The organism is Serratia sp. Tan611 (assembly GCF_905188235.1).
In the GTDB taxonomy this organism is placed as follows: domain Bacteria; phylum Pseudomonadota; class Gammaproteobacteria; order Enterobacterales; family Enterobacteriaceae; genus Serratia_B; species Serratia_B rhizosphaerae.
Window position 1 is genome coordinate 2,178,902 of record NZ_LR994655.1, and the last position, 13,254, is coordinate 2,192,155.

At 59.4% G+C, this 13,254-nt stretch carries 13 protein-coding genes; 6 read left to right on the forward strand and 7 right to left on the reverse strand.

Features of this window, described 5'->3' with window-relative positions; genetic code table 11:
• Positions 1–18: 18 nt before the first annotated feature.
• Positions 19–888: a fructosamine kinase family protein gene (locus tag TAN611_RS10310; protein WP_203067664.1), complete on the reverse strand. Its 870-nt coding sequence runs from the start codon at positions 886–888 to the stop codon at positions 19–21.
• 239 nt (positions 889–1,127) lie between these two features.
• Between TAN611_RS10310 and TAN611_RS10315 the strand changes: the two genes are divergently transcribed.
• Positions 1,128–2,615: a PLP-dependent aminotransferase family protein gene (locus tag TAN611_RS10315; RefSeq protein WP_105233290.1), complete on the forward strand. Its 1,488-nt coding sequence runs from the start codon at positions 1,128–1,130 to the stop codon at positions 2,613–2,615.
• Between the two features lie 10 nt (positions 2,616–2,625).
• Here TAN611_RS10315 and TAN611_RS10320 read toward each other — a convergent pair whose 3' ends face one another.
• The 6 genes from TAN611_RS10320 to ghoS all read right to left on the reverse strand — a co-directional run bounded on the left by TAN611_RS10320 (position 2,626) and on the right by ghoS (position 7,599).
• Complete coding sequence (locus tag TAN611_RS10320) at positions 2,626–3,516, reverse strand: DMT family transporter (protein ID WP_105230844.1); 891 nt, start codon at positions 3,514–3,516, stop codon at positions 2,626–2,628.
• A 99-nt stretch (positions 3,517–3,615) separates the two neighbouring features.
• The gene (locus TAN611_RS10325) at positions 3,616–4,485 is read right to left on the reverse strand and encodes a metal ABC transporter permease (protein ID WP_203067665.1); all 870 of its coding nucleotides are present in this window, start codon (positions 4,483–4,485) and stop codon (positions 3,616–3,618) included.
• Positions 4,485–5,354: an iron/manganese ABC transporter permease subunit YfeC gene (gene yfeC / locus TAN611_RS10330; protein ID WP_105230846.1), complete on the reverse strand. Its 870-nt coding sequence runs from the start codon at positions 5,352–5,354 to the stop codon at positions 4,485–4,487. The genes TAN611_RS10325 and yfeC overlap by 1 nt, the downstream gene beginning before the upstream one ends.
• Entirely contained in the window at positions 5,354–6,253 is a 900-nt protein-coding gene (locus TAN611_RS10335) for a manganese/iron ABC transporter ATP-binding protein (protein WP_105230847.1), read from the reverse strand. The genes yfeC and TAN611_RS10335 overlap by 1 nt, the downstream gene beginning before the upstream one ends.
• Entirely contained in the window at positions 6,250–7,188 is a 939-nt protein-coding gene (locus TAN611_RS10340; protein ID WP_105230848.1) for a metal ABC transporter substrate-binding protein, read from the reverse strand. Before TAN611_RS10340 ends, TAN611_RS10335 begins: the two co-directional genes overlap by 4 nt.
• Before the next feature lie 111 nt (positions 7,189–7,299).
• On the reverse strand, positions 7,300–7,599 hold the full coding sequence (gene ghoS, locus TAN611_RS10345; RefSeq protein WP_105230849.1) for a type V toxin-antitoxin system endoribonuclease antitoxin GhoS: 300 nt from the start codon (positions 7,597–7,599) through the stop codon (positions 7,300–7,302).
• Positions 7,600–7,708: 109 nt separating this feature from the next.
• On the opposite strand from ghoS, the gene TAN611_RS10350 reads away from it, so the two are divergent.
• The 5 genes from TAN611_RS10350 (at position 7,709) to TAN611_RS10370 (ending at position 13,229) form a co-directional block, all read left to right on the forward strand.
• Complete coding sequence (locus TAN611_RS10350) at positions 7,709–8,377, forward strand: transglycosylase SLT domain-containing protein (RefSeq protein ID WP_105230850.1); 669 nt, start codon at positions 7,709–7,711, stop codon at positions 8,375–8,377.
• Positions 8,378–8,686: 309 nt separating this feature from the next.
• Positions 8,687–9,412 carry a gluconate 2-dehydrogenase subunit 3 family protein gene (locus TAN611_RS10355; RefSeq protein WP_105230851.1) on the forward strand — a complete coding sequence of 242 codons (726 nt, stop codon included), beginning with the start codon at positions 8,687–8,689 and terminating at the stop codon, positions 9,410–9,412.
• 2 nt (positions 9,413–9,414) lie between these two features.
• Positions 9,415–11,199, forward strand: a complete 1,785-nt coding sequence (locus tag TAN611_RS10360; protein WP_105230852.1) for a GMC family oxidoreductase — start codon at positions 9,415–9,417, stop codon at positions 11,197–11,199.
• Between the two features lie 12 nt (positions 11,200–11,211).
• Positions 11,212–12,549, forward strand: a complete 1,338-nt coding sequence (locus TAN611_RS10365) for a cytochrome c (RefSeq protein WP_111738070.1) — start codon at positions 11,212–11,214, stop codon at positions 12,547–12,549.
• 197 nt (positions 12,550–12,746) lie between these two features.
• The gene (locus tag TAN611_RS10370; protein ID WP_105230853.1) at positions 12,747–13,229 is read left to right on the forward strand and encodes a type VI secretion system tube protein Hcp; all 483 of its coding nucleotides are present in this window, start codon (positions 12,747–12,749) and stop codon (positions 13,227–13,229) included.
• Positions 13,230–13,254: the final 25 nt, after the last annotated feature.

The following is a 13,254-nucleotide window of genomic DNA, read 5'->3' on the forward strand; positions in this document are numbered from 1 at the left end:
TGAAGGCCCCGTTTTACGTCAGGCGTCCTGCGGATGCAGCAGTGCGTCGATGGCCTGCTGCGCCGCCACCAGATGTTGCCCGCCGAACAGGTTGCTACAGTTGAGCAGGTAGTAGAGCTGGTACAGCGGCTGACGCTTGATAAAGTCCGTCGGCAGCGGCCAGACGCTTTGGTAGCCGTCGTAGATCTGCGGCGGCAGATTCGGGTAGAGCGGCAGCATCGCCAGATCGCACTCCCGGTCGCCCCAGTAACAGGCGGGGTCAAACAGTACCGGCCCGTCGCGGGTCATGGCGCAGTTGGCCGGCCAGAGATCGCCGTGCAGCAGTGAGGGCTGCGGCTGGTGGTGTTGCAGACGCAGATAGACGATATCCACCAGCTCATCAATATCGCCGAAGGACATGCCTTTCTCCGCCGCCAGCTGCAGCTGCCAGCCGATGCGCTGTTCGGCGAAGAATTCCGCCCAGCGACGCTGCCAGGCGTTGGGTTGGGGTGAGGTGGCCAGGTGGTTATCGAAGTCGAGGCCGAACTGCGGCTGTTCGCTCCAGCGGTGCAGGTTTGCCAACTGCTGTCCCAGGCAGTAGGCGCCGTGCGCTTCCAGCGGTTTGAGCTCCAGATGCTCCAGCAGGAGAAAGCTGTAGTCGCGATCGCTGCCCACGCCATACACTTCCGGTACGCGCACCGTTTTACTGCGGGCCAGCAGCGCCAGCTGATCGGCTTCGGCGGTAAAAACAGGCAGTAACTCACGGGCGTCGTTTTTCACGAACACCTCGCTGTCACCGTAACTCACGCGCCATGCCGGGTGGATTTCGCCACCGGGCAGTTCAGTCCTTTCGCGGATTTCTGCGCTGCCAAGATGTTCACTTAACAGACGGCTAACGGCTTGCCACATGGTATTCCCCCCTCTGTGTTGCCTGCTGTTTGAATAGCTTAGCGTCTTTAACGGCGTGAAAACTCGATGTGGCGCACAGCCGGCATTAATCTTTCTCCGGTTTTTACCGCCCGCCATCAGCTCAAAGTATATACGCTATTGATTAATTTAAATACAGTTCGCCGCTGTGGGATTTTTGTCCGCGTCGGGTATGGCGGCTGGGCTATACTGACGCGGTGTTTTTTCAGACGGTTATCGCGATGCCACGCAAAGCCAAACTTATTGAAATCCCTGCTATCGGCCCCCTTGATCGGCAGGCCGGGTCACTTAGCCGCCAGCTGTCGCAGGCGCTGAGGACGGCGGTGCGGCAGGGGAAGCTGCAGGCGGGCGATCCCCTGCCTTCTACGCGTGCGCTGGCCGTGGCGCTGCGTCTGTCGCGCGGTACGGTGTCCGTCGCCTATGAACAGCTGATCGCCGAAGGCGTACTGACGGCACTGGCCGGGTCGGGAACGCGCGTGGCGCCGATTGATTCGCCGCCGCCGGCATCGGCGGTGTTGCCTGGCGCCCAATGCGGCGAGCCGGCGCTTTCTGAGCAGGCGCAGGCGTTCGCCCGCTTTGCCGGTGGTTTGAAACCGCTGTTGCCTGCTCCGTTTACCGTGTCGCTGCCTGTCGGTGATACGGCGCCGGGGGATATCTGGCGTCGACTTGGCAACCGGGTGCGCGCGCGCGGGCCGGGCGCGCCGGATGGCTATGGCGATCCGTTGGGGGCGCTGCCGCTGCGTCGCGCAATCTGTGAGTATGTGCGTCAGTCGCGTTCGGTAATTTGTACGCCGGAACAGATTGTGGTGACCTGCGGCACCCAGCAGGGCTTGTATCTGGCGGCGCAAATTTTACTGGATGCCGGCGATCGCGCCTGGGTCGAGGATCCTGCCTATCCCGGTGTGACCGCGTTGTTCTCGACGGCGCTGCGCGACCGGCAGATGGTGCGGGTGCCGGTCGGCGCAGACGGTATCGACGTCGCCACCGGCAGGATGATGGCGCCCGATGCCAGGGCGGCGTTTGTCACGCCTTCGCACCAGTACCCGCTGGGAATGCCGATGAGTATGGCGCAGCGCAGCGCGCTGTTGGCCTGGGCCCGTGAAACTAACGCCTGGATTGTGGAGGACGATTACGACAGCGAGATGCGCTATGACGGCCATCCCTTTCCTGCGCTGCAAGGGCAGGATCCGGCGCGCGTTATCTATCTGGGCACCTTCAGTAAGGTGCTGTTTCCTTCGTTGCGACTGGGTTATGCCATCGTGCCGCCGCTGCTGGTCGGCGCATTTTGCGGCGCGCGTATTTTGATGGACAGGCATCCGCCGAATGCTGACCAGTACGTGCTGGCGCAGTTTATGGCGGAGGGGCATCTGGCGCGCCACCTGCGGCGGATGCGCAGTCTGTATGCGGAAAAACGGCGGGTGGTGATCGACGCCGTCGGCCGGCATATTAACGCCGAACTGGCGGAGCTGCAGCCCTGCGATCAGGGCATGCATATGGTGCTGTGGCTGCGGCGCGGGCTGGACGATCGGCATGTCGAACGGTTGGCGCAGGAGGCCGGCGTGTCGGTACGGGCGCTGTCGTCGATGTATGCCGCCGGCCGCGGACGTACCGGGTTGATTCTCGGCCTGGGCGGCTACAGCGACCGGCAGGTGGAGCAAGCGGTCATCACGCTGAATAGCCTGTTGCTGACGGCCAGCCGGTGCGGATGAGTGTGCGGCGCTAGCGGGCGAAGCGTTTGGCGCCCACGACGCACAGCAGCACCCCGGCCATTACGGCAATCATCGCCGGTTGTACCTGTTCATGCAGCAGCAGCGCCGCCAGCAGCAGGCCGAAAAAGGGCTGCAACAGTTGCAACTGACCGACGGCGGCGATGCCGCCCTGCGCCAGCCCGCGATACCAGAAAATAAAACCGATCCACATACTGAACAAAGACACATAGGCCAGTGACAGCCAGGCGTCTGCGCCGGCTTTTGGCCAGGAGGCCGGAGCGTAAAGCAGCGTCAGCAGGATGGTGGCCGGCAGCGCCAGCGTCAACGCCCATGAGATGGTTTGCCAGCCGCCGAGGCGGCGCGACAGCACCGCGCCTTCGGCATAGCCCAGTCCGCACAGAGCGACCGCCCCCAGCATCATCAGGTCGCCGAACCCGGAGCCTGCGTTGCTGTGGGTCAGGGCAAACGCCGCCACCAGCGCGGCGCCGGCGACGGAAAAGGCCCAAAATTTTATATTCGGGCGTTCTCTGCCGCGCCAGACGGCAAAGCAGGCGGTCATCAGCGGTAGCAGGCCGATATAAACCAGCGAGTGCGCCGACGTCATATGCTGCAGCGCCAGGGCGGTGAGCAGGGGGAACCCCGCGACCACGCCAACGGCGACCCACAGCAGCGGGATCAGGTCGGCGCGTGCGGGGCGCTGTTGCCTGGTCAGCAGCAGGGCGCACAGCGCCAGACAGCCGGCAATGCCGGCGCGGATGGCGGTGAGAAACAGGGGATCAAAGGCGGAGACCGCCAGCCGGGTGGCGGGCAGCGAACCGCTGAAAATCAGCATGCCGATAAAGCCGTTAACCCAGCCGGAAGGCGGGACGGCGGCAGATAACGGTTTGGTCTGGCTGTTCATACAATGGCGCTCCACGACGTTAACAAAACCTGAACAGCGCCATTTTGCGGTTTAACCGGCCCAGGGAAAGGGCCAGTTATCACCATTTTTATTAGACCATTATTCCGCGGCGCGCGGTGATTCCAACGTAGCGGAGGCGTGACGGCGTAACGTACGCCAGCGGCTGTACAGCAGCGCCAGCACAAACAGCACCGCCTGTACCAGCACGATGCAGGGGCCGGTAGCGCCGTCTATCTGAAAACTGATCAGCGTGCCGAGTACGCAGGAGAAGACCGACGCCACGATGGCGACCAACAGCATGCGATCAAAACTGCGGCACAGCAGGAAGGCGATAATGCCCGGCGCAATCAGCATGGCGATCACCAATATCACCCCCACCGCCTGCAGCGCGGCGACGATGGTCAGCGCCAGCAGGCACAGCAGGCCATAGTGCAGCAGTTTGACCGGCAGGCCGACGGCGCGCGCGTGGCTGGGATCGAAGCAGTACAGCATAAAGTCTTTGCGTTTCAGCAACACCACCGCCAGCGTGATGCCGGCAATCCACAGCGTTTGCCGCAGCTCGCCGTCGGTAATGCCGAGCATATTGCCGAACAGAATATGACTGAGGTGCTGGTCGGTATCCACCCGTGAAAACAGCACCAGGCCGAAGGCGAACATGCCGGAAAACACGATGCCCATTACGGTGTCTTCTTTGACCCGGCTGTGCTCTTTCAGATAGCCGGTAGCCAGCGCACAGAAAATCCCGGACAGAAAGGCGCCGATGGCCAGCGGAATACCGGTGACGAACGCCAGCACAATGCCGGGCAGCACCGCGTGTGAAATAGCGTCGCCCATCAGCGACCAGCCTTTGAGCACCAGGTAGCAGGAGAGCACCGCGCAGACGACGCCGGTGACGATGGCGGCGATAATCGCCCGTTGCATAAACGGGTAGGCGAACGGTTCGCTCAGCCACTGATAGAGTATTTCCATCACGGCTCCTCCTCCTGATGGTTGTCGACATGCGCGACCCGGCGTCTGGACGCCAGCAGGCCATGTTTGGGCGCCAGCACGAACGCCAGCAGAAACACCAGGGTTTGCAGCGTGACGATCACGCCGCCGGTAGCGCCGTCGAGGAAGAAGCTCAGGTAGGCGCCGCCGGCGCTGGTCAGCGCGCCGATGCACAGGGCGATGACGATCAGACGGCTGAAGCGGTCGGTCAGCAGATAGGCGGTGGCGCCGGGGGTGATCACCATGGCGATCACCAGTATCGCCCCGACGGTTTGCAGCGCCGCGACGGTGCAGGCGCTGAGCAGGGTGAAAAACAGAATTTTCAGCCGCAGCGGCGACAGACCGATGGACACGGCGTGGTTTTCGTCGAAGAACACCGCCAGCAAATCTTTCCACAGCAGACAGAGGATCAGCAGCGATACGCCGATGATAATTTCCACCTGCAGCACGTCTTCATCGGCGATGCCGAGAATATTGCCGAAGATAATCGACTGGACGTTGACCGAGGTTGGGTTGAGAGAAACGATCAGCAGGCCGGCGGCGAAAAAGGTGGAGAAGATAAAGCCGATAATTGCGTCTTCGCGCAGGCGGGTGATATGGCGCACCAGCGTCATTGCCAGCGCCGCCAGCATGCCGGTGAAGAAGGCGCCGGCAGCGTAGGGCAGCCCCAGCGCGTAGGCGCCGGCAACGCCGGGCACCACCGAGTGCGACAGCGCATCCCCCATCAGCGACCAGCCTTTCAGCATCAGATAGGCGGACAGGAAGGCGCAGGCGGCGCCGACGATAGCGCTGACCCAGATGGCTTTCACCATGTAGTTGTAGTTAAAAGGTTGCAGCAGGATTTCCAACATCAGGACTGTTGCTCCTCTTTCCCTTTCGGCTGGCTTTTGGCCGGCGGATCGCTTTTGCTGTGGCCGTAGAACACCGCCGGACGTTCGTCGTCGGTCAGTACCGTCAGGGTGCGCGGATCGTTGTCGTCGTGCAGGTCGGGGCCGGAGAGGTTGATATGGCGTAGTACGCCGCCAAAGGCCTGTTCCAGATTGCTCTGGGTGAAGGTGGTAGCCGTCGGCCCGGCGGCCAGTACGGTGCGGTTGATCAGGATCACCCGGTCGCAGAACTCGGGCACGCTGCCGAGGTTATGGGTGGATACCAGGATCAGGTGCCCTTCGTCACGCAGCGCCCGCAGCAGGTCGATAATGGCGTTCTCGGTTTTCACGTCGACGCCGGTAAAGGGTTCGTCCAGCAGCAGCACCGTGCCTTGTTGCGCCAGCGCGCGCGCCAGAAACACCCGTTTTTTCTGGCCGCCGGACAGTTCGCCGATCTGGCGGTGGCGCAGGGCGGTCAGCCCCACGCGCTCCAGCGCGCTGGCAACCCGTTCCCGGTCTTCCCGCGTAGGGATACGCAGGAAGTTCATTTTGCCGTAGCGCCCCATCATCACTACGTCCTCGACCAATACCGGAAAGTTCCAGTCCACGTCTTCGGTCTGCGGCACATAGGCGATCAGGTTTTTCTTCAGCGCTGCGGCGATCGGCTGGTCGCTCAGCGATACCTGGCCGCGGGTGGGGCGCACCAGCCCCATAATGGTTTTAAACAGCGTCGACTTGCCGCTGCCGTTGACGCCGACCAGCGCGCAGATGGCGCCGCCGTCAAGGGTAAAGCTGGCGTCGTAAATGGCGGTGTGGCCGTTGTTATAGGTCACGGTGACATCGTCGACGCGCAGCGCTGGTCGGATAAATGCCTCTGCGCTCATTGATTAAATCCTTTGGCGATGGTTTGCACGGTGACGTTCAGCAGGTCGATATAGGTAGGCACCGGCCCGTTGCTTGCTGAGAGTGAATCGACATACAGCACGCCGCCATACTGCGCGCCGGTCTCTTTGGCGACCTGTTTGGCCGGTTTATCGGAAATGGTGCTTTCGCTGAACACCACCGGGATCTGGTGGCTGCGCACCGCGTCGATCACCCGGCGCACCTGCTGCGGCGTGCCCTGTTCATCGGCGTTGATCGGCCACAGATAGATCTCTTTCAGCTGATAATCTTTCGCCAGATAGCTGAAGGCGCCTTCACTGGTAACCAGCCAGCGCTGGGCGGCGGGAATGCGCGCCAGGCGTTCACGCAGCGGCGCATCGAGCGCGGCGATCTTTTCACTGTAGGCTTTGGCATTGCGGTTGTAAGTCTCCGCATTGGCCGGGTCGTATTTCACCAGCGCCTTGCGGATGTTTTCGATATACACCAGCGCGTTGGTGGGGGACATCCAGGCGTGCGGGTTGGGGTTACCGTTGTATGGTCCTTCACGAATCGGCAGCGGGGTGATGCCCTCGGTGACGACGGCAGCGGGCACCTGCTTGATATTTTCAAAGAAGCGCTGGAACCAGCGCTCCAGGTTCATACCGTTCCATAGGATTAAATCGGCGTGTTGCGCCTTGACGATATCGCGCGGGGTGGGCTGATAGTCGTGGATCTCCGCGCCGGGTTTGGTGATTGACTCCACCACGGCGGCGTCGCCCGCCACGTTTTGCGCGATATCCTGAATAATGGTAAAGGTGGTCACCACGCGCAGTTTTTTCTCCGCCAGCGCGGCGGGGCTGAGCAGGACGCTGGCGCACAGCAGGGCGCTCAGAGTTAACGGCGTAGCGGCGCGGGCGAACCGGCGCAAGAAGGGGGATACGTGATATTTCAGCGACATGGTGACTCCCTGTGAGTTAAATGAAAATGATTATCAATATCAGTTGGGCGCGAGTCAAGCATCATGTGTCGCTGATGGCAGATTATTTTCATCGGATTAACGGCGGTGGTTTTATGTATCCTCATGTAACTGTCTGACATATTCATCCCAGACGAGCAACCTAACCTGCGGCGTTTTTCCCAACGCAACCTGCCCCAGCCCCTGTGCCAGTTTTTCGATATCCTGTTGATTCAACGCGGTAATAATCGCATAGCTGTTGCTGCCCAGCTCGTGAGAAACGCCGTTTTCATCCACCACCGTGGTGGTGAAACCTTCCCGGGTCAGCTGGCCGGTCAGCTTCGCCAAATCGGTTAATCCGGCTTCCTGATAGTGAAAAGTCACCACAAAACACGTGGTTGCCGATTGACTCATAAATCACCTCTTGGTATATGGATAGCTTGAGAATAGACCAAAAAAGTGATGCAGGCGTCCTTACCCGTTGTTTATGCGACGCAACTCATTGAAAGGAGTATAGGATTCCGTGAGAACCAAGATTGGTTGCCTGATGGCAATTACGCTTTTAGCGGGCTGTGCGAAAGACCCGCAGACCACCAACAGCACAACGGGCGTTGGCGGCACTTCTTCCGGGGGCTGGCTGCAGCCGCCGTCGCAGCAGCAGACTGCGAGCAACCACACCGGCACGCCGGTGGCGTACAGCGATTATATTCGCCAGGCCGCCAGCAATTACGGCGTTGATGAAAACCTGATTAAAGCCATTATTCAGGTGGAATCCGGTTTTAATCCCCTGGCGGTGAGCAAGTCGAATGCGGTAGGGCTGATGCAGCTTAAGGCGTCGACTGCCGGGCGTGACGCCTATCGGATGAAAGGGCGACGCGGGCAGCCGAGTTCGCGGGAGCTGAAAGATCCGGCGGTGAATATCGATCTGGGCGCGGCCTATATCAATATCCTGCAGGCACAGTTGGCCGGGATCAACGATCCGAAAACCCGGCAGTACGCCACCATCGTCTCTTACGCCAACGGCGCTGGCGCCATGCTGCGTACGTTTTCCTCGGACCGGCGTGTGGCGGTCAACCGCATTAATCAACTGACTCCGGACGAGTTTTACCAACATATTCAAAAGAAACATCCGGCGCCGCAGGCACCGCGTTACCTGTGGAAAGTGACCACCGCCTATCAGGCGATGGAATAGTCTGCGTCAAATGTTACAAACCGGTTGCAAAGTGACCGGTTTTTCTCCCTTTAGTAGCTAAAAAAAGCGACCAAGCTCCCATTTCTAATCATTCCTGCCGAGAATCATGAAAAAACCGCACGAAAAGTTCATGCGGTTCAATAAGGCAATTCTTTGCGCTCATTCAATAAGTTACCGGTAACATTTTTGCTAAAGTTTACTTTATGACCTTCAATAAATAGACAAAAAGGTTACAAAATATTTTTAAAACCCGCATCAACCGCACGGTTGAGGTTAAATAGTTGTGATTATATTTGGATGGAATGTGATATGTCGGACAATAAAACTAACAATTCTCGGCGCGATTTCTTATTGAAATCGGTGACCTTGATTCCTGCAGCGGTGATCGGTGGCAGCAGCGTTGGCGCGCTGACGGCTCCCGCACCGGCCGTTGCCGCTGATGACGCACCAAAAAACAATGACTACCAACCGACCTTCTTCACGCCTGAAGAGTGGGCCTTTATCAACGCCGCTGTGGCGCGTTTGATTCCGGCCGACGATCGCGGTCCGGGCGCGCTGGAAGCCGGCGTGCCGGAGTTTATCGATCGTCAGATGAATACGCCGTACGCTACTGGCTCCATCTGGTATATGCAGGGGCCATTCAACCCTGACGTGCCGAAAGAGATGGGCTACCAGCTGCCGCTGGTGCCGAAGCAGATTTATAACCTGGGCATCGCCGAGGCGGACGCCTACAGTAAAAAACAGCACGGTAAAGTGTTTGCCGAGCTGACGGATGCGCAGAAAGATGCGCTGCTGCAAGAAATGGAAGCCGGTAAAGCGGCGTTCGAGCAGCTGCCGTCCAAACTGTTTTTCTCTTACCTGCTGCAAAACACTCGTGAAGGTTTCTTCAGCGATCCGATCCATGGCGGTAATAAAGACATGGTCGGCTGGAAGCTGATTAATTTTCCGGGCGCTCGCGCCGACTTTATGGACTGGGTTGAGCGAGGGGAACGTTATCCCTTCCCGCCGGTATCAATTCGTGGGGAAAGGGGATAACAATGGCAACGCTAATGAAGAAAAAGGACGTGGTAATTGTCGGGTTTGGCTGGGTCGGCGCCATTATGGCGAAAGAGCTGACCGAAGCCGGGTTGAATGTGGTGGCGCTGGAGCGCGGCCCGATGCGCGATACCTATCCGGACGGCTCTTACCCGCAGGTGATCGACGAACTGACCTACAATATTCGCCGTAAGCTGTTCCAGGATCTGTCGAAAAGCACGGTCACCATTCGCCACAACAGCAGCCAGACCGCGGTGCCTTACCGCCAGCTGGCGGCGTTCCTGCCGGGCACCGGCGTCGGCGGCGCCGGCCTGCACTGGTCGGGCGTACATTTCCGCATCGATCCGATCGAACTGCGCATGCGCAGCCACTATGAAGAACGCTATGGCAAAAACTTTATTCCGAAGGATATGACCATCCAGGATTTCGGCGTGACCTACGACGAACTGGAGCCGTACTTCGATAAGGCGGAGAAAGTGTTCGGCACCTCCGGCACCGCCTGGTCAATCAAGGGTAAAGTGGTCGGCGAAGGCAAGGGCGGTAACCGCTTTGCGCCGGATCGCTCCGACGACTTCCCGCTGCCGGCGCAGAAAAACACCTATTCCGCGCAGCTGTTTGAAAAGGCCGCGCGCGAGGTGGGGTATCACCCGTACAACCTGCCGTCCGCCAATACCTCGGATTCCTATACCAACCCGTACGGCGCGCAGATGGGGCCATGCAACTTCTGCGGTTTCTGCAGCGGTTATGCCTGCTATATGTACTCCAAAGCCTCGCCGAACGTGAATATCCTGCCGGCGTTGCGGATGGAAAAACGCTTTGAACTGCGCACTAACGCCAACGTGCTGAAAGTGAACCTGACCGACGATAAATCGCGCGCCACCGGCGTGACCTATGTCGACGCTCAGGGGCGTGAAGTGGAACAGCCGGCCGATCTGGTGATTCTGGGCGCCTTCCAGTTCCACAACGTGCATCTGATGCTGTTGTCCGGCATCGGCAAGCCGTACGATCCGGTGACCGGCGAAGGCGTGGTGGGGCGTAACTTCGCCTATCAGAACATGACCACCATCAAGGCGTTCTTCGACAAGAATGTGCACACCAACCCGTTTATCGGCGCGGGCGGCAACGGCGTCGGGGTGGATGACTTCAACGCCGACAACTTCGACCATGCGAAAGAAGGCTTTGTCGGCGGCTCGCCGTTCTGGGTCAACCAGGCGGGCACCAAGCCGATCTCCGGCGTCCCTACGCCTGCCGGCACGCCAAACTGGGGCAGCGAGTGGAAAGCGGCGGTGGCGGACTCTTACACCCACCACGTATCGATGGATGCTCACGGTGCTCACCAGTCTTATCGCAACAACTATCTGGATCTGGATCCGAACTACAAAAACGTGTTCGGTCAGCCGTTGCTGCGCATGACCTTCGACTGGCAGGAAAATGACATCAAGATGGCGCAGTTCATGTTCAACAAGATGGAACCGATTGCCAAGGCGATGAACCCGAAACATATCATCGGCAGCCCGAAAAATGCCGACAGTCACTTTGATACCACCAGTTACCAGACCACCCATATGAACGGCGGCGCGGTGATGGGGGAAGATCCGAAGACCAGCGCGGTTAACCGTTACCTGCAAAGCTGGGATGTACACAATGTGTTCTCTATCGGCGCGTCGGCCTTCCCTCAGGGGCTGGGCTACAACCCGACCGGCACCGTTGCGGCGCTGGCGTACTGGTCTGCGCGCGCGATTCGCGAACAGTATCTGAAGAACCCGGGCCCACTGGTGCAGGCATAAGGACGGCTGATGATGAAAGCAATTATTCCCGCACTGGTCGCCAGTGCTCTGAGTTTCTCTGCGTTCGCTCAGGACGCCACGGTCAGCAGCGAGCTGATCAAGCGGGGTGAGTATCTGGCGCGCGCCGGTGACTGCGTAGCCTGCCACACCAACGGCAAGAGCGGCAAAGAGTTTGCCGGCGGACTGGCGATGGAGACGCCGATCGGCACCATTTACTCCACCAACATTACGCCGGACAAGAAAACCGGCATCGGTGATTACAGCTTCGAAGATTTCGACAACGCGGTACGCAAGGGCGTCGCTAAAAACGGCAGTACGCTGTATCCGGCGATGCCGTTCCCGTCGTTTGCGGTGATCAAAGAAGACGATATGCGCGCCATGTACGCCTACTTTATGCACGGCGTGCAGCCGGTGGAAGCGGCCAATAAAGATTCCGACATTCCGTGGCCGCTGTCGATGCGCTGGCCGCTGAGCATCTGGCGCGGCATGTTTGCGCCGTCGCCGGCCGATTTTGTCGAAGATACGAAAGCCGATCCGGTGGTGGAGCGCGGTCGTTATCTGGTTGAGGGGCTGGGCCACTGCGGCGCCTGCCACACGCCGCGCAGCATTACCATGCAGGAAAAGGCGCTGAACGAGAAAGAGGGCGACGACTACCTGTCCGGCAGCAATGCGCCGATTGACGGCTGGGTGGCTTCCAGCCTGCGCGGTGAGAACAGGGACGGCCTGGGCAGCTGGAGCGAAGCCGAGCTGACCGAGTTCCTGAAAACCGGCCGTAACGACAAGGCCATCGTGTTCGGCGGCATGAGCGATGTGGTTGAACACAGCCTGCAGTACCTCAGCGACGAAGACCTGACTGCCATCGCCCGCTACCTGAAAACGCTGCCGCCGAAAGGCGGTAAGCAGCAGGCTGCGCCGGTGGAAGACAGCGTCGCCAAAGATCTGTGGCGCGGCGACGACAGCAAGCCGGGAGCGGCGCTGTATGTGGATAACTGCGCGGCCTGCCACCGCACCGACGGCGTGGGCTATAAGCGCGCCTTCCCGGCGCTGAAAGGCAACCCGGTGGTGCAGACTGAGGACGCGACCTCGCTGATCCATATCGTGCTGACCGGCAACACCACGCCGGCGGTGAAGGGCGCGGTGTCCAACATCACCATGCCGCCGTTCGGCTGGCGTCTGAACGACCAGCAGGTGGCGGACGTGGTGAACTTTATCCGCACCAGCTGGGGCAACAAGGCCGGCGCGGTCAGCGCTGCAGATGTTGCCGCGGTGCGTAAGGACCGCTCAATGATCCGCGATGAGAAAGAGATGGGCAGCGCTGCGGTGCCGGATCATCCAGACGCGCATAAGTAACGGCGATTGCTTACCGATAAATGTTCAGGCCCCGTAAGGGGCCTTTTTTATGGCGTTGTCCGCTGAGGTTAATCCGATAATCACCCGCGCTATTGCCACGGGGAATACCCGTGTCAAATTTTGACCAATTGCCGGGTTGCATATCGATTATGAGGCTAATATATTAAAAAATTGTCATTATTTTGGTGGAAAATGTTATGGCGATAGATATGTTTTTAAAGGTTGAAGGTATTGAAGGCGAGTCGAAAAACGCCAAACATCTCAAATGGATTGATGTTGTCTCCTTCAACTGGGGCGCGAAGCAGCCGGGCAATGTCGCCGTAGGCGGCGGCGGAGGCAGCGGCAAAGTCAACTACCAAGACCTGACCATCCAGGCGCTGATCGATAAATCCACTCCCGCACTGCTGAAATACTGTTCTACCGGCAAACACCTTCCCAAACTGCAATTATCCATCTGCAAATCAGGCGGCCAGGAAATCGAATACACCAAGATCACGCTGGAAGAAGTGCTGCTTACCGCCACCGAGTTTATCGGCCAGTCTTACGGCGCCACGCTGGGCATGGCGTATTCGTTCCAGGCGGGCAAGGTTTCGCTGGAGTACAGTGAGCAAACCGCCGACGGCGGTAAAGGGCCTTCTTCCATTGCCGGCTGGGATATCAAACAGAATAAAGAAGTTTGATTAACCGGCTGTCGATTGTGACAGC